This window comes from Terrabacter sp. 01T434 (assembly GCF_056398545.1).
Window position 1 is genome coordinate 232,039 of record NZ_JBFTPP010000001.1, and the last position, 24,974, is coordinate 257,012.

The window sequence follows — 24,974 nt, forward strand, 5'->3', positions numbered from 1 at the left end:
GCTGTTCTCGCTCATGCCCCTCGGCTACGTCCTGGCGATGACCGTCGCGACCGGCTGGGACACCGCCGTCGGCCTGATCTTCCGGGCCCGCGTCGGCGAGCTGCTGCTCAACACCGTCCTGCTCATGCTGTTCTCGGTGCCGCTGTGCCTCGTGCTCGGCGTCGCCGGTGCCTGGCTCGTCGAGCGGACCCGGCTGCGCGGCAACAGGTTCTGGGCGCTCGCCCTCGCCGCGCCGCTCGCCATCCCGGCGTTCGTCAACAGCTACGGCTGGGTGTCGGCCGTCCCGTCCCTCGGCGGTCTCTGGTCGGGCGTGCTCATCTCGGTGCTGTCCTACTTCCCGCTCGTCTACATCCCGGCGGCGGCGACGCTGAGCCGCCTCGACCCGGCGCTCGAGGAGTCGGCGGCCTCCTTGGGGCTCGGGCCGTGGCACGTGTTCCGCCGAGTCGTGCTCCCTCAGCTGCGGCTCGCGATGACCGGTGGCGCGCTGCTCGTCGGCCTGCACCTGCTGGCCGAGTACGGCGCCTTCGCGATGATCCGCTTCGACACCTTCACGACGGCGATCATGGTGCAGTACCAGTCGACGTTCAACGGCGCCGCCGGCAACATGCTCGCGAGCGTGCTCGTCGTCCTGTGCCTGCTGCTGCTCGTCGCCGAGGTGCGCAGCCGGGGCACCGCCCGCTACGCCCGCGTCGGCTCCGGTGGCCAGGCCGTGCCGGGGCGTATGCCGCTGGGCCGCCTCCACGCCCCCGCGCAGCTCTCGCTCCTGCTCCTCGTCGTGCTCGCCGTCGGGGTCCCGATGTGGTTCGTCGTGCGGTGGGTCGTGCTCGGCGGCTCGGCGATCTGGGTGCCGGACGAGCTCGTCCCGGCCCTGCTCCAGACGCTGCTCTACGGCGTGGCCGGTGCGGTGGCGACGACCCTCGTGGCGTTCCCGATGGCGTTCCTCGCCGTGCGCCGGCCGAGCTGGTTCACGCGGTCCCTCGAGCTGTCCAACTACGTCACGAGCTCGATGCCCGGCATCGTCGTCGGCCTCGCCTTCGTCACCGTGAGCATCCGCCTGCTTCCCGGGCTCTACCAGACGGCGTTCGTGCTCGTCGCGGCATACGTCCTGCTCTTCCTGCCCCGCGCGCTCGTCAGCCTGCGCTCGGGGCTCGCCCAGGCCCCCCGTGAGCTCGAGGAGGCCGCGCAGGCGCTGGGCGTGCGCCCCTTGGCCGCCTTCGCCCGGGTCACCCTGCGCCTGACGGCGCCGGCGGCCGCTGGGGGAGCGGCGCTCGTCTTCCTCGCCATCGTCAACGAGCTGACGGCGACCCTGCTGCTCTCACCGAACGGCACGCGCACCCTCGCGACGCAGTTCTGGGCCAAGAGCAGCGAGATCGACTATGCCGGCGCCGCCCCCTACGCGCTGCTCATGGTCGTGCTCTCGGCCCCGATGACCTACCTGCTCTTCCAGCAGTCGAAGAAAGCGGCCGGACAATGACACCGACACCCCTGACGAGCCCGCAGACCTCCGCGGCCACGACGGTCGACTACCACGATCCGGCCGCGCGCGGTCGTCTCGAGGTGGGCGGACTCGTGAAGAGCTTCGGAGGCCAGCAGGTGCTGCGCGGGGTCACGCTGTCGGTCGACCCGGGCAGCACGACGGCCATCGTCGGCCCGTCCGGTTCGGGCAAGACGACCCTGCTGCGCCTCATCGCCGGCTTCGAGCGGGCCGAGGCGGGCTCGGTGACGTTGAGCGGGCGTGCGCTCGCCGGCGAGGGCGCCTGGGTGGCGGCGCACCACCGCGACGTCGGCTACGTCGCCCAGGACGGGGCCCTCTTCCCCCACCTCACCGTCGGTCAGAACGTCGCCTTCGGCATCGACACCGCGCGGCTGCCGAAGGGGCGCAAGGCCACGCGGGCCAAGGTGGCGGAGCTGCTCGAGATGGTCTCGCTCGACGCGGCACTCGCGGCCCGCCGTCCGCACGAGATCTCGGGCGGCCAGCAGCAGCGCGTCGCGCTCGCGCGGGCGCTCGCCCGCGAGCCCGAGCTCATGCTGCTCGACGAGTCCTTCTCCGCGCTCGACGCCGGGCTGCGGGTCGCGACCCGGCGCACGGTCGCCAAGGTGCTCCACGACGCCGGGATCACCACGGTGCTCGTCACCCATGACCAGGCCGAGGCGCTCAGCTTCGCCGACCAGGTGGCCGTGATGCGCGACGGTCTCCTCGCCCAGGTCGACAGCCCCCTCGAGGTCTACACCCGGCCGGTCGACCGCGCCACGGCGGAGTTCCTGGGCGACGCCGTCATGCTCGAGGCCTGGGTCGACGGCGACACCGCCACGTGCTCTCTCGGAACGGTCCGGCTGGCGCCCACGACCCGTCGGGGCCGCGTCCAGCTCATGCTCCGCCCCGAGCAGATCCGCGTCGACGAGAACGGCCCGATCCGCGGCGTCGTCGTCGACACCGACTACTTCGGGCCCGAGAGCACCGTCCGGCTCGAGCTGACCTCGGGGCGTGAACCGGGTTGCGAGACATCGGCGCTCGCCCGTGGGGGCGAGATCATCAGCATCCGTCACTCCAACGCGTTCATCGCCGCCAAGGGCACCGAGCTCCGCCTGCGGATCGAGGGCGAGGCCATCGCGTTCCCGCCGGACGCCTGAGCCGTCAGGGCATCGGCACCGGGACGTCGGTGCCACCCTGCGGCGTGACGCGCGTGCGCATCTGGACGATGCTCGGCATCGCCACGAACCCGCCTGCGAGGAGCGCCTCGCCCTGCCGGAAACGCGCCGCCTGAGCCAGCAGGCCCCGAGGCACGAACCCGAAGGCAGACGCGAGCTGCTCGAGGTCCTCGCGCGAGTTCATCCGCATCAGGGTCAGGTTGTCGCACTGCGACACGATGCCGGGGTGCACCTTCGAGGGGCGCTGCGTCGACAGGAGCAGCCACAGGCCGTACTTGCGGCCCTCGGCGGCGATCTGGATGAGGCGGTCACGCACCGCGACGCCGAGCGGGGTCTCGGGGTCGGGCGGGCAGAGGTTGTGAGCCTCGTCGACGACGATGAGAAGGGGCCGCCGCTCGGCCCGCCGCGCCCACAGGTCGTCGAGGACGGCGAGGGCGACGGTCAGCTGCTCCTCGGGCCGCTCGTAGCCGCCGAGGTCGAGCACGGTGGCGGCCGGCCGGCGGGCGATGACGTCGGTCACCGGCACCGCGCCGAGGGCCCACGTCCTCGTCCACTCGATGACCCCCAGGTTCTCGATGCGCTGGGCGAGGGCCTCGGCATCCGGGTCGCCGAGGGAGCGCAGGTAGGGCAGGATCTGCCCGGCGTCCACGGTGTCGAAGTCTACGGAGAAGAGGCGCAGGAGCGCGTTGTACTCCGCCCGGTCCACGATCGGGTCGAGGCGCAGCACGGCGGCCTTGGCCCGCGAGGTGAGTGTGGTGAAGCGCACCCGCAGGGGGGTCTGCTCGTCGTCAGGACGGAGGATGACGACGTCACGGCCGCCCAGGGCTCCCCCCTGGAGCGCGTTGGCCTCGACGGCCTGCTCGTGGAGCCGCACGAAGTCGCTGTTGGGGTCGAAGACGACGATGGGCAGCCGGGTCGTCAGGAGGATGCGTTCGAGGAGGACGCCGAGGGCGTACGTCTTGCCGGAGCCGCTCTGGCCGCACCAGAAGGTGTGCCGGTTGAGGCAGTTGGGCACCAGTGCGACGCCCACCGAGTCCTGCCCCGCGAGGTGGCCGAGGTGCAGCTCCGGGTCGGCCGCCGACAGCAGGTGTTGGACCGTGTCGGGCCGCGTCGGCCGGACGGCGACGTCGTGCCACGGCGAGCCCGCAGGTCGTCCCGAGGCGCCGGACCCGCCACCGAACTGCACGAGGGTGCCGGAGGCCGAGAAGCCCGCTGCGGACCCGTCACCGGTGACCTCCTCGACGAACGCGAGGACGCCGCCCTCGCCCTCGGGCTCGAGGTAGTCGCCTGGCACCGGCTGCTCGTTCGACGGGCCGCGCGCCACGAACGACCTCCCGTCCACGGACTCCAGGCGGGTCAGGCCGGGAGCCGGCTCGGGGGGCGGGGCGACGTCGACGTTCGTTGCCATGACTCCATGATGGCCACCTGGGCCGGGCCATGGGGCCGTCCTGGGCCACACGCTCCCCGCCTCGGGGCACATTCACCCTCGAAGGGTGAGCGCTGGGCGCACCGTCGTGTCCATGCTCGGAGCAGGAGGGCGTGCGACGCCGGGCCGGCGCGTCCATCGGTTCACTGGCGGGAGGGCTCATGGAGCAGTCGGACTTCGTGCAGACGGGGCAGAAGGTCGGTCTCGTCATGGCCTCCGTCGTCACGCCGTCGACCCTGGCGCCGTCGCTGTCGAAGCGCTCCTGGCAGGACCAAGGCCTCATCACCGGGCTGTCGACAGGCGCGAGCTACCTCCTCACCCTCTTCTCCCAGGACGTCATCGACGTCGTGACCCCTGCCGTCGCCGGGGCCGCGACCACCTGGTCGCTGTTCCCCGACGACTGGCCCGAGGAGCGGCGCCGCTCGGTTGCGGCCCTCGGCTGCGAGCTGGCGATGACGCCGCTGGGACTCGGCCTCGCGGCATACCTCGACCGTCGTGGCGTCGCGACGGCCAGGGACGGCCTCGTGCGCCAGGCGGCCTGGCGGATGGGCTCCACGGCCCTGTGCGGCACGATCCTCATCGGGGCCACCGCCGCGGTGCGCCGGCTCGACCGCGCCGTCGGGGCCGACGGGCGCCTCGCTGCGCTGCCCCTGTCGATCCCCGTGGGTCTTGCCACGTCCGTCGTCATCGAGCGTGCTCGCCGCATCGGCACCGACGGCGGTGTCGACGCGGCCGGTGACGTCCCGACCATCGGTGGGCTCGCCGCCGGAGGTGGCGTTCTCGCGGTGCTCTACGGCGCCGGCTGGTTCGAGCGGTGGACGGCCGAGCAGGTGCGCCGGCTCGCCCCTGGCGCAGCCCCCGGTGTGGGCCTCGCGTGGCAGGTCGTCTCGCACGCGGCGTTCGCGGCCGGAGCCGGCGTCGTCGTCAGTGCCCTGTGGACCCGGGCCATGCAACGGATCGAGGCCGTGACGACCACCGTGGACCCGTGGATGAGCGCTGCGTCCGGCGTGTGGACGGACCCGATGGTGAGCGGCGACCCGGCGAGCCTCGTCTCGTGGGACTCGCTCGGGCGCGAGGGGCGACGGCACGCCGTGACCTTCGTGCGGCCGGCACCGATCGTCAGCCCGCCGCCCCTGCCCGACGGCACGGTCCCGGCCGACCTCTCCATCCCGACCGTGATGGGCGAGCCGGCGATGGCGCACCCGGTGCAGGTGTTCGTCGGCCTCGACAGCGCAGCGACCCCGGCCGAACGTGTCGAGCTCGCCATCGCCGAGATGGACCGCACCGACGCCTGGTCCCGCTCGTTGCTCATGCTCGTCTCCCCGACGGGAACCGGCTACGTCAACTACGTGGCCATCGCCGCCGCGCAGTACCTGACCCGCGGCGACATCGCGAGCGTGACGATGCAGTACTCCCGACGGCCGTCACCGCTCTCCCTCGGCAAGGTCCGCGACGCGCGCGAGCAGAACCGTCTGCTGTGGCTGCGCATCCTCGAGCGCGTGCGCACCATGCCCCCGGACGCGCGGCCCGAGGTGGTGCTCTTCGGGGAGTCGCTCGGCGCCCACACGAGCCAGGACGTGCTGCTGGGATGGGGGACGCTCGGGCCGCAGGCGCTCGGCATCGACCGGGCCCTGTGGATCGGGACCCCCGACGGCAGCAAGTGGATGCACGAGATCACCGGCGCCCCCCGGCTCGACGTCGACCCGGCGCTCGTGGCGGTCGTCAACGACCACGAACAGTTCATGGCCCTGGACGAGGCCGCGCGGGCCCGGGTGCGCTACGTGCTGCTCAGCCACGACAACGACGGCGTCACGAAGTTCGGACTCGACCTGCTCAACCGCAGGCCGCCGTGGTTGGGTCCGGACCGGCCGCAGCCCGAGCAGGTCCCCGGGAGGTCACCCCGCGGCATACCGCCCGGCATGCGGTGGCGTCCCGTCACGACGTTCTTCCAGACGCTCATCGACATGAAGAACGCGCAGCTGCCGGGATCCTTCAGGGCCTGGGCGCACGACTACCGCGCCGACCTGCCGGAGTTCATCCGCGACATCTACGACCTCCACTGCACCGACGCGCAGATGGACGCGATCCAGGACGCCGTGCGCCGACGGGAGGCCTACCGCGAGGACGCCTTCGCCTGACTCGGCCGGCTGCGGATCATCCTCTCCGGATGAGCCGCCCGCGGGTCGAGCTTCGTAGCATCGAAACACGTCGAGAACGCTCCAACTCGTCTCGGAGGACCCCATGGCAAGCACCAGCACCACCCACCGCACCCGCACGCTCTGGGCCGCCGGCTTGAGCACCTTCGCCGCCACCCTCATGATCGTCGTCGGACTCTTCCAGTTCGTCGAGGGCCTCGTCACCGTGGTCAACGGCACGGACTTCCTCGTCCGCACGCCGAACTACGTCTTCACCTTCAACGCCTCGGCGTGGGGCTGGTTCCACATGATCGTCGGTCTCGGTGCAGCAGTGGCCGGAGGCTTCATCTTCACCGGCAACGTCTTCGCGCGCTCGGTCGGCATCGCGCTCGCCGGAGTCTCGGCGATCGCCAACTTCATGTGGCTGCCGCACTACCCGATCTGGGCGATCGTCATCATCGCCCTCGACGTCTTCGTCATCTGGGCCCTGTGCACCGTGGACCTCGGCAAGACCTGATGCGGACGCGGGCACGCGTCACCGGAGCGCGATGACGACGACGAACACCAGCGCGGCCAGCCCGACCACTCCCGTCGTCGCGGCCGTGCGGGCGAGCGTGCGCGCAGGGACACCACGCGCAGGGACGACGTCACCCGGGCGCACGAGGCGGCTGCCGTCGCGGTAGCGACGACGAGCGGTCAGTGCGAGGTCGACGCTCCACACCAGGCCGAGGGCGGCCACGGCATACCCCAGCGGTCCGAGCTGCGGCGGGAGCACCCGCAGGCCGATGAGTGAGCCGACCGCGACCGACAGGGCGGTGCGGCGCCAGGCCAGCGCCGTGCGCTCGGCCTGCATGCCCCGGTCGGCCGGAGAGGTCACAGCAGCAGACCCACGATGACAGCGAGGGCCACGAGTCCGAGCATGACGGCAATGGGCAGCTTGAGACCCGAGGACGGCAGCGGCGCGACGTGGCGCATGGCGCGCTCGGTCCGCATCCACGAGAGCCATGCCTGCGCGGTGGCGGCGATGCCGGCGAGGACGAGCAGCACCGAGATCGCTTCCCGCAGCCACGGGGTCAGCGGCACCTGCAGCGCCTCCACCGCAAGGCCTGCCGCGACGAAGGCGAGCCCGGTGCGGATCCACGCGAGGAAGGTGCGCTCGTTCGCGAGACTGAAGCGCGGGTCCGGGTCCTCGCCGTGCTCGAAGACCGAGCGCGGGAAGCGCCGGTGGCCGTCGGTCGGCATGGGTCCACCTCCTCATCGAAGCCCGTCGCGGAAGTGCGACGTCCCGATCATCCCCCAGAGGTCGGGCGCCTCCGGTAGCGGCACGCGTGACCCACCGTGGGCCGCCCGCCGTGACGCCCCGGTCCGGTCACGTGCGCCCCGTCAGAAGCCCGACGGCTCACGCGGGGTGTAGGGCGCCTCGAGGGCGGCGACCTCGTCGTCGCTCAGGTCGACCTCGAGCGCCGCGACGGCGTCGGCCAGGTGGTGCTCCTTCGTGGGGCCCACGATCGGCGCGCTGACGACGGGCTGGCGCAACACCCAGGCCAGCGCCACCTGCGCCATCGGTATGCCGCGGGCTCCGGCGACCTGTTCGACGGCGTCGGCGATCGGCTTGTCCCGGTCGGAGAACAGGGTCTGCCCGAACGCGTCGCTGCCCGTGCGCTTCGTCTCGGTGCCCCATGGGCGAGCGAGACGACCGCGGGCCAGCGGGCTCCACGGGACGGCGCCCACGCCCTGGGTGGCCAGCAGCCCGAACATCTCGCGCTCCTCCTCGCGCTGCATGAGGCTGTACTGGTCCTGCATCGACACGAAGCGCGTCCAGCCGCCGAGGTCGGCGGCGTGCTGCATCGTCGCGAACTGCCACGCCCACATCGACGAGGCGCCGATGTAGCGCGCCTTGCCGGCCTTGACGACGTCGTGGAGCGCCTCCATCGTCTCCTCGACCGGAGTCTCCGGGTCGAAGCGGTGGATCTGGTAGAGGTCGACGTAGTCGGTCCCGAGGCGCGCCAGCGAGGCATCGACCTGCTCGAGAATCGCCTTGCGGGACAAGCCTGCCCCGCCCGGACCGTCGTGCATGCGGCCGTGCACCTTGGTGGCGAGCACGACGTCCTCGCGGCGCGTGTAAGCCTTGATGGCGCGGCCGACGATCTCCTCGGACGACCCGGCGCTGTAGACGTTGGCCGTGTCCCAGAAGGTGATGCCGAGCTCGACGGCCTGACGGAAGAGCGGCTCGCTCTCGGTCTCGTCGAGGGACCAGGCGTGGTTGCCGCGGCTGCTGTCGCCGAAGCTCATGCAGCCGAGGGCGATCCGGCTGACCGTGAGGCCTGACTGGCCCAGACGGGTGTACTCCATGGTGTGTCCTTCCGGAGATTCGGTCACCAGCCCTGCCCGTACCCGTTGCTGCGGGATGCGTCGCGGGTGGTCCGGATCCGCCGGCACGCGCCGGTCCTGCGTAGGTTGGGGAGCATGGTGACTCTCCCGACACGCACGCTCACGGACGGCGCCGCCCTGCCGGCCCTCGGCTTCGGCACGTACCCGCTCACCGGCGAGGACGGCATACGCGCCATGGTGTCCGCGCTCGAGGGCGGCTACCGGCTGCTCGACACGGCCGTCAACTACGGCAACGAGGCGGAGGTGGGCGAGGCGATCCGCAGGTCCGGCGTGCCGCGTGACGAGATCGTCGTGCAGACGAAGGTGCCCGGCCGGGACCACGCGTTCGACGGGGCCGTCGCCTCGATCGAGGGGTCCCTCGAGCGCCTGGGCCTCGAGCAGGTGGACGTCGCCCTCATCCACTGGCCCAACCCGAGCGTCGGGCTCTACGTCGATGCGTACCGCGCGCTCGTGGAGTGCCGCGAACGGGGCCTCGTGCGGTCCGTCGGCGTCAGCAACTTCACCGAGGAGCACCTCGCCGACGTCATCGAGGCGACGGGCGTGACCCCGGTGCTCAACCAGGTCGAGCTGCACCCGCTCTTCCCCCAGGAGCCCCTGCGCTCGGTCCACGAGCGGCTCGGCATCGTCACGGAGGCGTGGAGCCCCCTCGGCAAACGCAACGCGCCGTTCGCCGCCGACCCGGTGGCTGCAGCAGCGGAGGCCCACGGCGTCACGCCGGCCCAGGCGATCCTGCGCTGGCACGTGCAGCTCGGCGTCGTTCCGCTGCCGAAGTCGTCGGACCCCGCCCGGCAGCGCAGCAACCTTGACGTCTTCGGATTCGAGCTGACCCCCGACGAGATGGCCGCGATCACCGCGCTCGGGCGCGCGGACGGTCGGCTGTTCGGCGGCGACCCGGACACCCACGAGGAGATGTGACGTAGGCGTCCCGGACCCCCGCGTGCCCGTGGATGCAACGACGGACGTTGGGCATTCGGGTGGTTCCCGCCTTTCCCGGCGTTAGTGTGAAGTTGGGCTGAGCGGCCGGTGACCGCGGTCGTCGGCGGTCGAGCGGTCAGTCCGGAACGTGCCGCAGACGTGACCCCTCGCGAAAGTGCACCGGTATGACTTCGTCACCGCAGCTGCCCCTCATCCGTCGGTCGACCGGACGTGCCCACGAGTCGAGGAGACCCGTCGGGTCCCGCGGCGGGCGCTGACCGTCGTGCGCTCGGGGACGGCCAGGACCGTCGGGACCGCTGGCGCGAGGGACCGGCGGACCGAGGGTGACGATCCGGCGCCGTCCCGCCCCTCGCCCAAGCACCGGGTTCCGGGCCTGACCGGGCGAACCGTGAGCCGGAGCGCGATCCACGTGCCGACGCCTCTGGTGTCGGCGTCCGAGCGCGGGAGCGGCACCACGGTGCTCGTCGCCGGCTCCGTCGGCACCGGCAAGACGACGCTGCTCGCCGACTGGGCTCGCGAGCTGGAGCGGCGCGGCGACCTCGTCGGGTGGGCGTCGCTCGATCGTGAGGACAACGACCCGCAGGTCATGGCCGGGACGCTGCTCGGAGCCGTCCGCGCCGCTGCTCCCGGCACGGTGGCGGGGCTGGACGACCAGACCGCGCCGGGCCGGGTCGGTACCGCGTTCGTCACCCGCCTGATCGAGCTCGCCGGGGCGGCTGCCGAGAACATGTGGCTCGTCCTCGACGACCTCCATCTCGTCCGGGACCCCCGTTGCGTCGAGCTCGTCGAAATGGTGGTGCGCTGGGCGCCGACCCACCTGCACGTGGTCATCGGGACGCGGGCCGAGCCGGACCTGCACCTGGCACGTCTGCGCCTCCAGGAACGACTCGTCGAGGTGCGGGAGCGGGACCTGCGCTTCTCGCTCGACGACACCCGCGAGCTGCTGTCGCGGCACGACCTCGCGCTCGAGGACCACCAGGTGCGTTACCTCCAGGAGCTCACCGAGGGCTGGGCCGCGGGTGTCGCACTCGCTGCCGTCTCGCTGGCCCGCGGTCGCGACGCGGACGTCTTCCTGCGTGAGTTCGCGCGGAGCAACCGGGCCATGTCCGGCTACCTCGTCGAAGAGGTGCTGGCGAGCCTCGACGAGTCGACGCGCGAGTTCCTCCTCTCGACCTCCGTCCTCGAGGACCTCACGGCAGACCTGGGGGCCGCAGTCACCGGCAGGGACGACGCAGGGGCGCTGCTCGAGTCCCTCTCCGCGGACAACGCCATGGTGACCGTCGACCGGGTGGGGACGCCGACCTACCGCTACCACGTGCTCCTGCGCAGCTACCTCAGCGCGATGCTCGAGGCCAGGAGCGCGCGCGGCGCACGTGACGTCCACGCCCGGGCCGCCCAGTGGTATGCCGCCCACGACGTTCCCGGGCAGGCCCTGCGTCACGCAGAGGCAGCGGGCGACCTCGACCTCATGAGCGACGTCATCCACCAGCACGCCCTGCACCTGCTGCTCGACGGTCGCGCCTCCGACGTGGAGTCCGCGGTCCGCGCGGTCCGCGCCGACGACCCCGTCATGACCGCAGTCGCGGCATTGGCGAGCCTCGACCTCTCCGACCCCGCGGCGGCCCGTGACCAGCTCGCATCGCTCGTGACCCAGCCGGGGACGTGGTTCTCGGAGACGTTGCGTGATCAGCCCGTGACGGCGGCGGACCCGTCGATGCTGCCGCTCGAGCGGCTCCTGGCCGTGGGTCTGCGGTGGCTCGCCTTCGTGGGCGACACCCCAGCGGGGCGCCGGCAGGGCCCCGTCCCCGTCCCCGATGCCGAGCCGAGCTTCGCCGAGACGCTCGCAGACGGCCTCGCAGACGGCCTCGCCGCCGGGCTCGCCGCCGAGCTGAGCTCGACCTTCACGGCGTGGTCCGAGGAGTCGGCACCAGCGGGAAGCACGTCGCCGCCGATCGGCGGCGACCTCCCGTCCGCCGCCGTCACGGTGCAGAACCTGCCGGAGCAGGGTCTGTCGGCCGGACGGGTGCCCCATGCCCAGACCGACCTGACCCTGCTCGACGAGCTGACGAGCGGCGACGTCCTCCTCGGTGCCGGACGTCTGGACGAGGCGCGGGCCGCCTACCGGTCAGCCCTCAGGACTGCGCAAGGGTCCGGCCACCCGTTGCCGGCGCTGCAGGCCATGGTGGGTCTGGCGTCGGTGGCGGCCGGTCGGGAGGACCTCGTCGAGATGACGGTGTGGTCAGAGCGTGTTCTTGCCGACGCGCAGGGTACGCCGTGGGTGGCGGCGCCCCGCCTGCTCCCCGCCCACGTCTTGGCTGCTTGGGGGGCCTTCAACGTCCTCGACCACGCCACCGCGCGTGAGCGCAACCGGGCAGCGCTCGAGCTGCTGACAGCGGTCGCGTCGACGCATGGCGCAGCCCTGACCGACGTCGAAGCGAGCAACGCGTCCGACGGGATGTCGACGGCGGCTCGCGGCCTCGAGCAGCTGGGGCGACTGGCCAGGATGCTCGAGGCCAACCTCGACCTCGTCGAGGCGGCCGACCAGCCGGGAGCCCGACAGGACGTCGTGGCCAGGGTCATGGCAGGTGCCCGCACCGTGGCGCGTGTGGCGATGACTCCGCACATGGCCGTGGCAGAGCTGTCCCGCGCCCATCGGATCGTCTTGCAGGCAGGGTTTCCCCGGCTCGCCCTCGAGGTCGAGCAGCTCTGCTCGGGCTTGCCCGGGGCCGAGACCGAGGTCGCGTCGATGTCGGGTCTGCGTCACCTGTACGCCGGTGACGATGCCGCGGCGCGGACGGCGGTCTCCCGGATCCTCGGGGCCGACCCCTCGACGTCCACGCTGCGCTCATCGCTCACCGCGCACCTCGTCGTGGCGGCGGCCGCCCAGCGCAACGGCCAGCCGGCCGTCGCCCACGAGGAGCTCGTCCTCGCCCTGACCCGGGCCGCGCCCCAGCGTGCCCTCCGCCTGGTGCTCGAGGTCGCACCCGAGGTCGCCGACATCCTCGCGGCTGGAGCCGGTCGCTTCGGTGAGCTCGAGCCGTTCGTCCTCGAGCTGCGCGCGCACGCGCGCCCTGTCGGCAGCCTGCGGGCCGGCCCGGTCCTCGACGTGGCGCTCAGTGCGCGCGAGCTGAGTCTGGTGCGAGAGCTGCCCTCCCTGCTCACCGTCGCCGAGATCGCCGAGGCACGGGCCGTGAGCCGCAACACGGTCAAGACCCAGCTGCGATCGCTCTTCCAGAAGCTCGGCGTGGGGTCCAGACGCGATGCCGTGGCCGCTGCGCGCCGCCTCGGGCTCCTGTGACGCACGGCTCACCCGTCCGGGGTGACGCCCGGGTCGGCGGGGAGCGGCACGATCGAGGCAGGAGCTTCGGCATCGGATCGACGCAGGGAGGCGGCGTGCGCTACGAGTTCATCCTGGTCGAGCACATTCCGGACGTCGCCCGCGCGGCGTTCCCCGAGCTGGAGGAGTCGACCGTCGCGACCGGCACCACGGGGTCGGTCATGTTCGGCGACGTCGTCGACGCACCGCACCTGCACGGCATCCTCGACCGCTTCCAGGACCTCGGGTTCACGCTGCTCGAGCTGCGCCGGCTCCCGGACTGACGACCGCTGTCCCGTGGCCGCCCTCGGCAGCACGCCGCCGAGGGCGGAGGCCGTCAGAACCGCCACACGAGCGGGATGACCGCGACGCCGACCACCAGCCACACGAGCATGACCGGCAGCCCGAGTCGCCAGTAGTCGCTGAAGCGGTAGCCGCCGGGGCCCATGATCATCAGGTTGGCCGGCGTCGCGATCGGTGTGAGCAGCGACGCGGCGCCGGCGACGGCCACGAGCATGAGCACCGGCTGCACCGAGACCCCGGTCTCCTGCGCGGCCGCGACGGCGATCGGCACCACGATGAGCACGGTCGCCGTGTTGCTGACCACCTGCCCCACGACGGCGGTGAGGGCGAAGAGCGCGACGAGCAGCAGGTAGGGGCGGCCGTTGCCGACGAGGTCGATGAGGCGCCTGGCGACGAGGTCGGCGGCGCCGCTCGTCTGGATCGCGGTCGACAGCGGGATGAGGCCACCGATGAGCACGACGGTCTGCCACGAGACGGCCCGGTGGGCCTGGTTGACGCTGACCACCTTCGTCAGCACCATCGCCGTCGCCGCTGCGAGGCCGGCGATCGCCGGGGGCGCGAGGCCCAGCGCGAGCACCACCACCATGGCAAGCAGCACGACGATGGCTCTCCCGGAGCGCGGTCCGAGCGGAACCGCTTGTCGGCGAACGAGATCGGGGGAGTCGACGAGCAGCACCTCGCGGTCGTCCACGAGCTCCTCGATGGAGTCCCAGGTGCCGTGCAGGAGAAGGCTGTCGCCCGGCGCCAGCTCGAGCCGGGTGGCGCCTACGTCCCTGCCGAGCCGGCGGATGCCGAGCACGACGAGGTCAGCACCTCGCATCTGGCCCGGGAAGGACGTCTCGCCCACGAGTGGAGAACGAGGCGGCACGACGACCTCCGCGACCCCGACCTCACGGTTGATGATCCCGGCCGTTCCGACCGTGATGGGCCGCATCGCGACGGCGAGGCGCAGCTCCGGCACCAGACGGCTCACCGCGTCGCTCATGCCGTTGACGATGACCACGTCGTCGTCGCCGACCGGGGTCGCCCCCGTCACGGCCTGTCCACCGGCGCTCTGGACGCCGATGAGGGTCACGCCGGGGTATGCCGCGAGGTCGAGCCGTCCTGCCGGCACCCCGACCACGGGCGAGCCGGGACGCACGCGGAGACGGTAGAAACCGTCGTTGAGCTCGTAGTACGCGGCGAGGCGGTTGGCGTGGTGACCGAGGTCCCGCACGGGCTGCGACGAGGGCCGGTGGGGGAGCACCCGCGGTGCGAGCAGCACCCCGAGGGCGATCGTGGTCACGACGAGCGGCAGGCCGACCACCGCGAAGTCGAAGAACCGGAACGGCGTCGAACCCGCCTCGACGGACGCCTGGGACACGATGACGTTGACGGGGCTGCCCGTCAGGGCGAGCAGGGAGCCGGCGCTGCCGGCGAAGGCCATCGGCATGAGCATCAGTGACGGCGAACGGCGGATGCGGGTGGCCAGGACGAGCACCATGGGCAGCAGGGCGGCGACCGACCCGTTGAGGGTGATGACGGCCGTCAGGACCGCGCACAGGCCGAGCAGCGCGACCATGAGCCGTACCGCGCCGTCTCCGACGATGTCGATGAGCGGCTGACCAGCCCACGTCGTCACACCGGCCGAATCGATGGCCTCGCTGACGACGAAGAGGGAGGCGATGAAGACGACGACGGGGTCGCCGAAGCCGGAGAGTGCCGTGTTCGCGTCGACGAGGCCCGTGGCGTAGAGCGTCAGGCAGGCCAGGACGGCCACCGCACCCACTGGCAGGCGGTTCCACACGAAGAGGACGACCGTCGCCCCGAGGACGACCAGGCTCGTGGTGGCCGGGCTCACGGTCTCATCGTCCGCGCAGCCGCCTCTGGTGCGGTCACCCGCGACGGGTGAATCGGGATGAACCGCAGGGCGGCCATGCCCTGCTGCCGTGCTCACGGCGGCCCGCATCAGCGAGGTGGCACAGCTGCCGGAGGCCCCGGGCTGGCGCAACAAGGTCGCCACCGGTTTCGGCAGCAGCCTGCTCGTCGAGCTCGCCTGCGCCTTCGAGCGGCCGGCACACGGGGACGGGCGCGTGCCCGGGTCAGCTCGTGCTCGGCGCGACGGGTGAGGCGGGGGAGACGGGAGAGACGGTGGGAAGGCCGAAGCCGTCGACGAAGACGTTGACCGTCACGGTGCCGGCCTTCTCGAAGCGGAAGCTCACCGGCAGCAGCCGACCGGCCCGCACGTCGACCTTGAGGTCGACCATCTCGAGGTGCAGTCCGCCGGGGTACTGGAGGGACACGACGCCTGCGCCGGGGAGATCGATACGGACCGGCCCCTCGGCCCCGTCGGTGCCCTGCCGCATGACCACCTGCCGCGCGTAGACCGTGCTCACGGCCACCAGTCGGTCGGCCGTGCCACCGTCGTTGGCGAGGGTGGTGAACAGACCCGTGTTGCTGCCCCCGAGCAGCTTGCGCTCCTCGGGGGCGTCGATGCGGGTCGCGAGGAGGCGGATGTCGCCGACCTGCGCGTTGACGCTCGTGCCCCGGGCCGGGTTGGTGATGCGCTCCTGCACCGGATCGGGCTGCGACGTGCACGCGGCCAGCGGCGCGAGGCTGATGGTCAAGAGCGCGGCGACGACGATCGGTCTGGTCCTCATGCCCCGTCAGGCTAGGTCGCGAGGCGGCTGGGCGACTCCCCCGTCGTGGGTGATCGGGTCAGGGGCGCCGCCCGCCACCCGGGCCTGAGGGCGACCGTCATGAGGACCAGACCGTTCGACTGCGCCCGGGTGGGTACTGGGCAGGTGGCGGCATCGTCGCTCTTCAACCAGTCAGGGGCGGCGGTGGCGTCCACTCGCGTGGCGCGGGACCTCCGCGGACGGCGAGACGGCACCCGCTCGGGGGATCGGGTGCCGTCTCACTCCCATCATCGCTGTTCCCAGCACTGCGTTACAGAGGGTCTGCCGGCGTATGCCGTCACGGGCGTCCGTGCCCGTCGGCGGGTTCCGTGGCGTGCTGGGCGCCGTACACCGCCGCTTGGGTGCGTCGCTCGAAGCCGAGCTTGGCGAGCAGCCCGGAGACGTAGTTCTTGACGGTCTTCTCCGCCAGGTGCAGCTGAGCGCCGATCTGGCGGTTCGTCAGGCCCTCCGCGATGAGATCGAGGATCTCCTGCTCTCGGTCGGTGAGGGTGTTGGCACCGGGCCAGGGGTCCGCCCGGCCGGGGTGCCCCGGGTGTGCGGGGTATCCCGGGTGGCCCGGCCGTCCGTCGCGTCGATCGTGACCGTCACGCCGGTCGGAGGACGAGTCGGCCTCGGGGCGGCGGATGCGTTCCAGCAGCCGCTCGACCAAGGCCGGGTCTACCAGGGAGTGCCCGGCGGCGACGTGGGCGACGGCGTCGGTCAGTGAGGGGCCGCGGATCTGCTTGAGCAGGTAGCCCGCAGCGCCGGCCATGACCGCGGCGAACAAGGCGTCGTCGTCGTCGTAGGAGGTGAGGATGAGGCACCGGGTGCCGGGGCTGGTCACCTGCACCTCGCGGCAGACGTCGATGCCGCTCCCGTCGGGCAGCCGAGCGTCGAGCAGCGCGACCTGCGGCGCGAGCGTGGGGATGCGCCGCAGCGCCTCGGCGGCCGTCCCCGCCTCGCCGACGACGCGGAAGTCGTCGTGCGACTCGAGCAGGTCGATGAGGCCGCGCCTGACGATCTCGTGGTCGTCGAGCAGGAAGACCGTGATCGGCGTCGTCACCTCCCCGGTCGTGCGCTCCATGACAGCACCGTTCCCCTCTCGCCCGTGGTCAGCGTGCACTCGCCGTGTCGGGCCCGTGCCCGGCTCGCCAGGTTGTCGAGGCCCCGGTGGGGTCGCCCACCCGGAGGGGCGCTCGTCTGCACCGGCGCCGACCCGTCGTCGATGACCTCGACCCTGACGACAGTGGGGGTGACGGCCACGTGGACGTCGACGGCCGAGCAGTTGGAGTGCTTGACGACGTTGGTCAGCGACTCTCGCAGCACGGCAGTGACGTCGTGGAGCAGTGGGGGGTCGAGCACGGTCGCCACCGGCCCCTCGAGCCGCAGCGTCGGCTCGAAGCCGAGGGCGGCGGTCGAGGAGCGGACGACCTCCAGCAGCACGGCCCGGGCGTCCAGGGACGACCTCGGCTTCTGCAACGTGAAGATCGCGGTCCGGATCCGCCGGATCGTCTCGTCGAGGTCCTCGATGGCCCTGCCGAGCGCCTCACGCACGGCGGGGTCGGTCGCTCGTCCCGTGACGGCCTCCAGCGTCAGCTCCGTGGCGAAGATCCGCTGGATGACGTGGTCGTGCAGGTCACGCGCGATCCGGTGGCGGTCCTCGAGCATGGCGACCCGAGCCTCGTCGCGCCGACCGTCCGCGAGCTCGAGCGCCAGCGCTGCGTGCAGGGCCAGCTGTTCGGCCATCTCGACGTCCGTGCGACTGAACGGAGGGCTCCCGGCGTAGCGCGCGACGACGACCGCACCGCGCACGCCCGCCTCTCCCACCAAGGGGCATGCCATCGCAGGTCCCCACGTCCCGTCCGAGACCACCGGGGTCAGTGCCGGCTCTGCGCGTCCCGTCTCGTCGGCGAGGGTGGCTCGTCGGTCGCGCATCGCCGTGCCCGCGAGCGACGGCTCTGCGGGGTATGCCGTCCCGACGATCGAGTCCGTGCCCTCACCACGGGCAACCTCGACGACGAGCTGCTCGGGATGGTCCGGAGCGGGGACGGGAGCGTCGGGCGCAGCAGGATCGGTCTCCGCCGGGAAGTCGAGGGTGACGACGTCGGCGTCGGCGAGGCGCAGCACGGCGTCGGCGATGCGGACGAGCACCTCGTTGCCCAGCCCGGGCCTCAGCAGGTCGCGGCTGATCTCGGCGGACGCCCGAAGCCACTCCTGCCGTCGCCGTGACTCCTCGTAGAGGCGGGCGTTCTCGATCGCGACCCCGGCGCTGGCCGCCAGCGCGACGACGAGGTCCTCGTCGTCGGAGCTGAAGTCCGCCCCGTCGACCCGTTCGGCGAGGTAGAGGTTGCCGAAGACCTCACCCCGCGAGCGCACCGGCACCCCGAGGAAGCCCTGCATGGGTGGGTGGCCAGGCGGGAAGCCGACGGATCTCGGGTCGTCGGAGATGGCATGCAGCCGGATCGCCCGGGGTTGCTCGATGAGCGCGCCGAGCACCCCCCGTCCGGTGGGCAGGTGCCCGATGCGCTCCACCGTGTCGTTGTCCATGCCCGAGTGGATGAACTGCTCGAGCAGGCCGTCGGCGCCGAGCACCCCGAGGGCGGCGTAGCGTGCCCCCGCAACGGCCCGCGCCGCCTCGACGATGCGCCTCAGCACCCCCGGCAGAGCGAGCTCCGAGACCACGGAACTACTGGCGGCGAGCAACCCGCGGAGGCGGTCCTCCGCCGAACCCGGCGGTTCGGACAGCTCGGGCACCGGCGCGGCGCGCTCGACCATCAGCGTCCCGCCCTGGCAGGGCACGTCGGGTTTCCAGCTGGAGGGTTCGTCGCACGAGTCGACGTCATGCGTCAAGGCTAGGCCTGCTCTGGCCAGTGGGGGGCGGTTGTGGTCAGGTCGGCTGAGCGTCAGTGTGCTCCTCGCCGCGCCACGGACGGCACCCTCTGTGATCCGAACGAACGGCCGGTCAAGCGCTCGACGGTGATCCCGATGAAGACGTTGCGCACGCCACCGGCCCACGGCTCGGCCCCGTCGACGGTCCACAGGTGGGTGAGCAGGGCGGGCGAGGCCACGGCCTGGCCCCGTCCGCGGGCGATGACACTCCAGCCGGTGTGCTGGGTCGCGTCGAGGTCGTCCACCTCGAAGACCACCTGCGTCGGACGCACGAGCTCGGAGAGCACCCCGAAGGGGGAGGTGCGGAAGACGATGAGCTCGGCCACGCAGGCATAGCTGACGGGAAAGATCTGCGGACCGTGTCCGGCGTTCCACCCGATGCGGCCGATGTCGCGGGACTCGAGGAGCGTCTGGCACTCCGCGAGAGTCAGGTCGACGTAGTTGATCCGCCGGTTCGAACGCTGGGGGTGCGACGGCACGGTGCGCTCGGGTCCCGCCCGGTAACCGGACGCCGACATCTCACGACCCCGTCTTCTGGCGCGTCGAGGCCACCCGGTGCGGGCGGTGTGCCTCCCGTACGGCGCCGTACGGGACCGGACGTCCGAGCTCCACGGTGGAGGCGGGGCGAGGCTCGGGTGTCGCCGCGCGCAGCATCGCGCGGCAGCGGGCGAGCTCGGCGCGCACCCGCACCAGCTCGGTGTGCAGCTCGAGCTCGTGGACGAGGTGGTCGCCGACGCTCCGTGCCCAGGCGTCGACGGCGCGCCAGTCGGCGCACCAGGTCATCGGGATCGTCGAGTCGCCGTCGAGTGGCGGCCCGTCCGTCTCGAGCGCCGAGGTCGGCTCGGGCTCGGCCGGACGGGTGGCGCGCGACCCACGGGGCGAGTGGCTCACCCGCAGGGCGTGGACCGCGACGACGAGGTCGAAGCCGTCGGTCGTGGTGACCGCGACGCTGGGGCGGCACGCCACCCGGTGACCGGCGCAGGTCAGCTCGTCGGCGATGGCAGCGGCGATGGCCTCGTCGATGCCGGCCGTCAACGCGGCGAAGGAGGGCGGTGTCGGCGCGGCCGACAGCGACGGGTCGGACGATGTCGTCATCGTGGGCGTGGTGCGCGCCTCGTCCGTGCCGCCGTGGACCGAACCGGTGGTCTCGGTCGGCGGCGACGGGGTGGAGTACGTGATGAGGACGGTGCACATGGTGCTCTCCCTGGTCGAAGCCGTCGGTGTGGGGCGCTGCGTCGATGGTGCGCGCACCATCGAGGACCGGGGTACGGCCGAAGGTCGGGCGCCCCGTGGGACCAAGGTCCCGAACCGGACAGGACCGTTGCACCTGCCGTCGCGCCTCGTGGCGGGGCAGTCTGGGTGAGAGGTGAGGAGCACCATGGACGAGATGACACGCCCTGATGGCGGATCGCGCGCGGCGACACGTGGCGAGGGAGGCCCCGGAGCGGGTGCGTCCGGGCAGACGGGCCGGATCGTGGTGGGCGTGGACGGCTCGAAGCAGAGTCGCATCGCGCTGCGCTGGGCCTGTGCCGACGCGCGTGCCAAGGGGGCCGTGGTCGTCGCGCTCGCGGTGTGGCACCTCTACCCACTGGCGCCGCCCGAGCGTGTCGGTGCGTCGCCGTGGTGGTTCACGACCGACCCGCAGGAGGCCACGGCGGCCTACCTCGGGGAGGTCGTGGACGAGGTCGTCGCGGACTTCCCCGACGTCGTCGTCGAGCAGCAGGTGGTGTCGGGCCACGCAGCCGAGGAGCTGATCCGCCAGTCCGCCCGGGCGGAAGTGGTCGTCCTCGGCGCGACCGGGAGCGGCGGCTTCGCCGGGATGACTCTCGGCTCGGTCAGCCGGGCGGTCCTCGAGCACGCGCTCAGCACGGTGGTCGTCGCCCGCTGACACCTCCTCAGGTGGACGGGGCGCTGTTCGTCCGCCAGGTGCCGTCGGCTGACCGACACGCGAGTCCCCGCGCGGCGAACGCCTCGAGCCATCCCTCCATGGGCCACCAGCCCCAGCGCTCGGCGAACCGGTTGGCGTTGGCGACGATGTCGTGCACGTGCTGCACGGGAGGAGAGGCTGTCGGGTGGTGCTGGTGGTGGGCCAGGGCGCCCCCCACCCACAGGAGCCGTCCGCCCGCAGCGCCGACCCGTTGCCCGAAGTCGGTGTCCTCCCCCCCGTAGCCGACATAGCCCTCGTCGAAGCCCCCGACGGCCCTCCACGAGGGCACGGTGAGGGCGAAGGACAGCGACCAGAAGAGACGCAGGTCCTGTGCCGGGCTCGCCTCGTCAGCGGCCAGGACGGGACGGGCCGGGTGCGGTGGCGCGAGTCCGGTCAGGGCTGCCAGGCCCAGGTCGCGGTAGTCGCGTCCGGGCGGCATGGGAGGCAGGTAGGCGACCTCCCCGGCAAGGACCACCGGGCCGTCAACGAGATCCGGGTGTTGCGCATGTGGCCTGTGGCCGGCCACGGAGCCCAGCACGCCGGCATACCGTTCGAGCAGCCCTGCCGAAGGGATGCAGTCGACGTCGAGCAGCACGACCCGGTCGGCGCCGGTCGCCGCGGCCACGTCCACGCCGAGGTTGCGGGCGGCGGCCAGGGGGAGGTGGCCGCCGCGACGGCCGATCGAGGCGACGTGGACCTCCCAGCTGCCAGCGTGCTCGCGGGCGACGGCCTCCACGCGTGGGTCGTCCATGGCGACGATGACGTGCGCATCGGGGAGGCGTCGCTGCTGGCGCAGTCCCCACAGCTGGCGCTCGAGGTGCTCGTGGCGTCCGTGCACGATGGTGACGACGGCCAGCGTGCCCGTCCCGCCGGAGCGAGGCGCCTGGCACGGCGGGCGAGGCAGTTCCAGCCCGAACGGGTCCGTCACGACACCGCCCCGGTCGCCGTCGTGGGGCACTGTCGGTCGGCCAGCGCGTCGAGCCGGGCTGCGGCGGACTCCGCCCCGTGGCCGGTCGACCACGCACCCCAGCCCTCACCGCCCCGGCGGAGTGCGCGGTCGAGCAGCCAGGGCCAGCTGGCGGCCTCGGGCCACGTGTCCAGCCCGACGGCCATGCCGAGGCGGTCGACCGCCCGCGCCGTGGCCACCTGCTCGTCGAAGGGGCGGGGCTGGGCGACCACGACCGCGGGTCGTCGGGCGGCGGCCACCTCGGCCACGGCGTTCTGGCCGCCGTGGGTGACCACGACGTCGGCGGCCGCCAGGTCGGCCCACAGGTCGGGCGAGGGCGAGCCGGGTCCGCGCTCGACCCAGTCCCAGCCCGGGGTGGCGGCCCGGGCGGCCTCGACCTGCGCGGCCGAGGTGCCGCGGCCGCCGCCGCCCCACAGGAGCAGGACGCGCCGCGCCGCCGCCGCGCCTGCCCGGCTCACGGAACGGTCGACATCGAGTGCATCGGTCCCGGCCGCGTGCCCGGAGTTCTCACCAGGCGTCCGGGCCGGCCCTCGGCCGTCGAAGCGCGACAGCGCACCGACAGCCCAGAGCTTCGCCAGCCAGGACTGGGGCCAGCCCTCGGTGTGCGCGGCCTCGGGCCACGGCGCGAGCAGCCCGTCGGCGAGGTCGTAGGCGAGGGAATGGGTTCGGTCGGTGCGCACACCCGGCATGGCGAGCACCACGACAGGCACGCCGCAGAGGCGACTCAGCACGGCGATCTCGACGGACACGTCGGCGACGACGAGGGAGGGCCGGGCACGCCGGATCCACCCGGCGACTGCGGCCATGCGGTCCGCCAGACCGGGGTCGTGCCGGGGTGCCCAGTGCAGCACGTCGTGAGCGGTGGGGTCGGCGAGCAGGGCGGCCGCGGGCGGCATACGGTCGTCGCGCTCGAGGTGGACCCACTCCTGGTCCCAGGACAGTGGGGCGGGCAGCGAGCTGAGGCCCGTCACCGGAGACCTCAGGTGCTCGGCGACGGCCTGCAGGCGGGTCAGGTGACCCAGGCCGTGGTGGTGGACGTAGTAGCCGATCACGCGGCACCGCGGAGGCCGGTGATCGACAGGTAGAGCTCGAGATACCGCTCGACCATGACGTCGACCGAGCACGCGGCGACGGCGTGCGCGCGGCAGTCGGCCCGGTCGAGACGGACGGCCGTCGCCACGGCCTGCGCCGCCTCGCCGGACCCGGCGTCGCGCGGGAGCAGGACACCGACCCCGGGGACGACGAACTCCCGGAGGCCACCACGGTCCAGGGCGACCACCGGGGTGCCGCACGCCAGCGACTCGGCGGCGACGAGGCCGTAGGGCTCGTCCCACTCCGGCGTGACGAGCATGGCTGCACTGCTGCCGACCAGCGCGACGAGGCCGTCCGTGTCGAGATGGCCGACGTAGGAGACGTCGTCGTCGAGCTCGCCTGCGACGTGTCGGGCGAAATAGCCGGCGTCACCGACGGGTCCGGCGATGCGTAGCCGGCGCCCGGACGCCCGCGCCATCGCGACGGCCCGGTGGGGTGCCTTCTCGGGGACGATGCGACCGACCCACACCAGGTCGTCGCCACCCGGTCCCGCGACCCAACGCCGGACATCGACACCGTTGTGCACGACGTCCGGCGAGGCGACGTGCGACCACGACTGCGCCGTGTGCCTGCTGACGGCCACGAAGTGACTGTTCCGCCGGGACGTCCGGGCACTCGAGTCGATCGCGATCGCCGGCTCGAGCCAGGGGGTCGGCGGGGTGTGGAGGGTCGTCAGCACCGGCGCGCGGAGCGTGTCGGCCATGGCGACAGGGAGGTGGTGGACACTGTTGTTGTGCACGACGTCGATGTCGTCGCGCCGCTGGAGGGACAGCATGACCTGCAGGTAGGCGTGGTGCTCGCGCAACCACGCCTCCGGGACCATCGACACGTCGGCACGTGCCGTGTCGCTGAGGCGCAGTGGCGCGACGTCGAGTTCGGTCGCCCCGAGCGTGGGGTCGCTCCCGGGCCCGGCGAAGAAGGTGACGTCCACGCCGCGGCGGCGAAGGCCGCGGACGAGGTGCCACGTCAGGGACTCCAGACCGCCGGCGAACGGCTCGGCGATCGGGTGCTTCGAGGCAGCCAGGACTACGACGTGCACGTCGCACCCCGGTCGGCCACCGCGGCCAGCACGCCGGCATACACCTGCTCGTGGACGCGGGAGATCTCCTGGCGCTCGCGGCGGCGCGCCTCGGGGTCGGCCCGCCACGTCGGGCGCTCGCGGTAGGCGCGCAAGAGCCCCTCGCGCAGCGATGGGGCGCCGTCCCCGTTCCGCTCGGGCGTCGACCCCGGCACGCCGTAGACGATGCAGGGCCGTTGGTCGGCGTAGTAGCCGCAGTCGGGGACCAGCACCGTGGTGCCCAGGTCGTAGCACGCCTCGAGCCACCCGGAGTGGGTGCCGAAGCGATAGGGCAGGACGGAGACGTCGAGCGACTGGAGGTAGTGCCAGAGCTCTCCGTCGGTGAAGTAGTCGTGCACGTGGAGGTCGACGAGGCCGCGGCCGGCGAGCTCACGCAGGCGCGGCTCGAGCTCGACGGCATGACGGGGATGCCCGGGCGTCATGACGTCGGTGTGGGCGTCGACGCGCAGCCGCGCACCCGGAAGGTCGGGGAGCGTGGCGACGATCTCCTCGATGACGGGGAGGGGGTCCATCCCCGCTCGCAGGCTCTTGGCGTGGACGCCGATGACGAAACCGGGGTGGGGCACTCGCTCCTGCGAGAGCCGCGGCTCCTCGACGACATGCGGGTGCGGCACGACGATCGCCTCACGACCCCAACGGCCCGCGATCTCCGCCGCCGCCCCGGGAGTCAGGGTCAGGACGGCATCCGCCGCCTCGACGAGGACGCCGAGCTGGGCGTCGTGCAGTCCTTGCTCGACGTGGTGCGGGTTGCGCAGATCGTGCACCGTGACGACGAGCGGGCGGCCGTGACGGCGCAGGCTCGAGACGACGTCTGCGAGGTCGTCGGGCGAGACGGCGTCGAAGCCGAAGTGCACGTGCATGAGGTCGAACTCGTCGGCATGCTCGTCGACCCAACCCGGCTCGAGCATCCTGGGCGGCCACCACTGCGCGTCGGGGACGTCGGCGCGCGGTCGTGGGTCGGGCAGGCGGGTGACCGTCGTCCGGCCGTCCGGCGGCGCGAGGTGCCGGACGTAGACGTGGCCTGACGGAACGGATGCGATGACGGGACTCAACCGGTTGCCTCTCGGTACGCACGCCCGACGCACACCGATCGAGGGGGCGTCGGCGCGGGGTCGGGGGCCGCTGGGCTGGAGCCTCCCCAGCACTCATACCCGCGCGGGGGTGCCGGCACACCTGCCGGACCGTGCCTGCGTGGTCGGCCCGTTCCG

The 24,974-nt window shown here is 72.7% G+C and carries 23 protein-coding genes; 9 read left to right on the forward strand and 14 right to left on the reverse strand.

The features are described from left to right. Nucleotides 1-13 precede the first annotated feature (13 nt). Together AC1DIW_RS01130 and AC1DIW_RS01135 are read left to right on the forward strand one after the other, a co-directional pair. Entirely contained in the window at nucleotides 14-1,474 is a 1,461-nt protein-coding gene (locus AC1DIW_RS01130; RefSeq protein ID WP_478106700.1) for an ABC transporter permease, read from the forward strand. Further along, nucleotides 1,471-2,631 carry an ABC transporter ATP-binding protein gene (locus AC1DIW_RS01135; RefSeq protein WP_478106183.1) on the forward strand — a complete coding sequence of 387 codons (1,161 nt, stop codon included), beginning with the start codon at nucleotides 1,471-1,473 and terminating at the stop codon, nucleotides 2,629-2,631. Before AC1DIW_RS01130 ends, AC1DIW_RS01135 begins: the two co-directional genes overlap by 4 nt. A 4-nt stretch (nucleotides 2,632-2,635) precedes the next feature. Here AC1DIW_RS01135 and AC1DIW_RS01140 read toward each other — a convergent pair whose 3' ends face one another. Further along, nucleotides 2,636-4,057: an ATP-binding protein gene (locus AC1DIW_RS01140; protein WP_478106184.1), complete on the reverse strand. Its 1,422-nt coding sequence runs from the start codon at nucleotides 4,055-4,057 to the stop codon at nucleotides 2,636-2,638. Between the two features lie 131 nt (nucleotides 4,058-4,188). Here AC1DIW_RS01140 and AC1DIW_RS01145 point away from each other — a divergent pair, with 131 nt between their 5' ends. Beyond that, entirely contained in the window at nucleotides 4,189-6,213 is a 2,025-nt protein-coding gene (locus AC1DIW_RS01145) for an alpha/beta-hydrolase family protein (protein ID WP_478106185.1), read from the forward strand. 103 nt (nucleotides 6,214-6,316) lie between these two features. After that, nucleotides 6,317-6,727 carry a DUF7144 family membrane protein gene (locus tag AC1DIW_RS01150; protein WP_478106186.1) on the forward strand — a complete coding sequence of 137 codons (411 nt, stop codon included), beginning with the start codon at nucleotides 6,317-6,319 and terminating at the stop codon, nucleotides 6,725-6,727. 18 nt (nucleotides 6,728-6,745) lie between these two features. Here the strand turns inward: AC1DIW_RS01150 and AC1DIW_RS01155 are convergent, their stop codons facing one another. The 3 genes from AC1DIW_RS01155 to AC1DIW_RS01165 all read right to left on the reverse strand — a co-directional run bounded on the left by AC1DIW_RS01155 (nucleotide 6,746) and on the right by AC1DIW_RS01165 (nucleotide 8,562). Beyond that, nucleotides 6,746-7,087 (reverse strand): DUF202 domain-containing protein, encoded by a 342-nt coding sequence (locus tag AC1DIW_RS01155; protein WP_478106187.1) that lies wholly within the window; start codon nucleotides 7,085-7,087, stop codon nucleotides 6,746-6,748. Further along, on the reverse strand, nucleotides 7,084-7,452 hold the full coding sequence (locus AC1DIW_RS01160; RefSeq protein ID WP_442279599.1) for a YidH family protein: 369 nt from the start codon (nucleotides 7,450-7,452) through the stop codon (nucleotides 7,084-7,086). Before AC1DIW_RS01160 ends, AC1DIW_RS01155 begins: the two co-directional genes overlap by 4 nt. A gap of 141 nt (nucleotides 7,453-7,593) precedes the next feature. Further along, a complete protein-coding gene (locus tag AC1DIW_RS01165) occupies nucleotides 7,594-8,562 on the reverse strand; it encodes an aldo/keto reductase (protein WP_478106188.1) in 969 nt (322 codons plus the stop codon). Nucleotides 8,563-8,676: 114 nt separating this feature from the next. On the opposite strand from AC1DIW_RS01165, the gene AC1DIW_RS01170 reads away from it, so the two are divergent. The 3 genes from AC1DIW_RS01170 to AC1DIW_RS01180 all read left to right on the forward strand — a co-directional run bounded on the left by AC1DIW_RS01170 (nucleotide 8,677) and on the right by AC1DIW_RS01180 (nucleotide 13,137). Beyond that, the gene (locus tag AC1DIW_RS01170; protein WP_478106189.1) at nucleotides 8,677-9,516 is read left to right on the forward strand and encodes an aldo/keto reductase; all 840 of its coding nucleotides are present in this window, start codon (nucleotides 8,677-8,679) and stop codon (nucleotides 9,514-9,516) included. A 409-nt stretch (nucleotides 9,517-9,925) separates the two neighbouring features. Further along, entirely contained in the window at nucleotides 9,926-12,835 is a 2,910-nt protein-coding gene (locus AC1DIW_RS01175; RefSeq protein WP_478106190.1) for a winged helix-turn-helix domain-containing protein, read from the forward strand. A 95-nt stretch (nucleotides 12,836-12,930) separates the two neighbouring features. Continuing rightward, nucleotides 12,931-13,137: a hypothetical protein gene (locus AC1DIW_RS01180; RefSeq protein WP_442279603.1), complete on the forward strand. Its 207-nt coding sequence runs from the start codon at nucleotides 12,931-12,933 to the stop codon at nucleotides 13,135-13,137. A 53-nt stretch (nucleotides 13,138-13,190) separates the two neighbouring features. Here the strand turns inward: AC1DIW_RS01180 and AC1DIW_RS01185 are convergent, their stop codons facing one another. Beyond that, complete coding sequence (locus tag AC1DIW_RS01185; protein ID WP_478106191.1) at nucleotides 13,191-14,996, reverse strand: SLC13 family permease; 1,806 nt, start codon at nucleotides 14,994-14,996, stop codon at nucleotides 13,191-13,193. 88 nt (nucleotides 14,997-15,084) lie between these two features. Here AC1DIW_RS01185 and AC1DIW_RS01190 point away from each other — a divergent pair, with 88 nt between their 5' ends. Continuing rightward, nucleotides 15,085-15,264, forward strand: a complete 180-nt coding sequence (locus tag AC1DIW_RS01190) for a hypothetical protein (RefSeq protein ID WP_478106192.1) — start codon at nucleotides 15,085-15,087, stop codon at nucleotides 15,262-15,264. Here AC1DIW_RS01190 and AC1DIW_RS01195 read toward each other — a convergent pair. The 5 genes from AC1DIW_RS01195 to AC1DIW_RS01215 form a co-directional block, all read right to left on the reverse strand. Beyond that, a complete protein-coding gene (locus tag AC1DIW_RS01195) occupies nucleotides 15,238-15,795 on the reverse strand; it encodes a copper chaperone PCu(A)C (protein ID WP_478106193.1) in 558 nt (185 codons plus the stop codon). The genes AC1DIW_RS01190 and AC1DIW_RS01195 overlap by 27 nt on opposite strands. Nucleotides 15,796-16,111: 316 nt before the next feature. After that, entirely contained in the window at nucleotides 16,112-16,897 is a 786-nt protein-coding gene (locus AC1DIW_RS01200) for a response regulator (protein WP_478106194.1), read from the reverse strand. After that, nucleotides 16,873-18,663, reverse strand: coding sequence for a GAF domain-containing sensor histidine kinase (locus tag AC1DIW_RS01205; protein ID WP_478106195.1), 1,791 nt, complete (start codon nucleotides 18,661-18,663; stop codon nucleotides 16,873-16,875). Before AC1DIW_RS01205 ends, AC1DIW_RS01200 begins: the two co-directional genes overlap by 25 nt. 53 nt (nucleotides 18,664-18,716) lie before the next feature. Further along, nucleotides 18,717-19,220 carry a pyridoxamine 5'-phosphate oxidase family protein gene (locus AC1DIW_RS01210; RefSeq protein ID WP_478106196.1) on the reverse strand — a complete coding sequence of 168 codons (504 nt, stop codon included), beginning with the start codon at nucleotides 19,218-19,220 and terminating at the stop codon, nucleotides 18,717-18,719. A 1-nt stretch (nucleotide 19,221) separates the two neighbouring features. Next, nucleotides 19,222-19,896: a hypothetical protein gene (locus tag AC1DIW_RS01215; RefSeq protein WP_478106197.1), complete on the reverse strand. Its 675-nt coding sequence runs from the start codon at nucleotides 19,894-19,896 to the stop codon at nucleotides 19,222-19,224. Nucleotides 19,897-20,089: 193 nt separating this feature from the next. Here AC1DIW_RS01215 and AC1DIW_RS01220 point away from each other — a divergent pair, with 193 nt between their 5' ends. Further along, entirely contained in the window at nucleotides 20,090-20,590 is a 501-nt protein-coding gene (locus AC1DIW_RS01220; RefSeq protein ID WP_442279610.1) for a universal stress protein, read from the forward strand. A gap of 7 nt (nucleotides 20,591-20,597) precedes the next feature. Here the strand turns inward: AC1DIW_RS01220 and AC1DIW_RS01225 are convergent, their stop codons facing one another. The 4 genes from AC1DIW_RS01225 to AC1DIW_RS01240 are packed head-to-tail and all read right to left on the reverse strand — an operon-like array spanning nucleotide 20,598 to nucleotide 24,818. After that, nucleotides 20,598-21,557, reverse strand: coding sequence for a glycosyltransferase family 2 protein (locus AC1DIW_RS01225; protein WP_478106198.1), 960 nt, complete (start codon nucleotides 21,555-21,557; stop codon nucleotides 20,598-20,600). Beyond that, nucleotides 21,554-22,648 carry a glycosyltransferase gene (locus tag AC1DIW_RS01230; RefSeq protein WP_478106199.1) on the reverse strand — a complete coding sequence of 365 codons (1,095 nt, stop codon included), beginning with the start codon at nucleotides 22,646-22,648 and terminating at the stop codon, nucleotides 21,554-21,556. Before AC1DIW_RS01230 ends, AC1DIW_RS01225 begins: the two co-directional genes overlap by 4 nt. After that, nucleotides 22,645-23,727, reverse strand: a complete 1,083-nt coding sequence (locus tag AC1DIW_RS01235) for a glycosyltransferase (RefSeq protein WP_478106200.1) — start codon at nucleotides 23,725-23,727, stop codon at nucleotides 22,645-22,647. The genes AC1DIW_RS01230 and AC1DIW_RS01235 overlap by 4 nt, the downstream gene beginning before the upstream one ends. Then, nucleotides 23,715-24,818 carry a glycosyltransferase family protein gene (locus tag AC1DIW_RS01240; RefSeq protein ID WP_478106201.1) on the reverse strand — a complete coding sequence of 368 codons (1,104 nt, stop codon included), beginning with the start codon at nucleotides 24,816-24,818 and terminating at the stop codon, nucleotides 23,715-23,717. Before AC1DIW_RS01240 ends, AC1DIW_RS01235 begins: the two co-directional genes overlap by 13 nt. Between the last annotated feature and the right edge of the window lie 156 nt (nucleotides 24,819-24,974).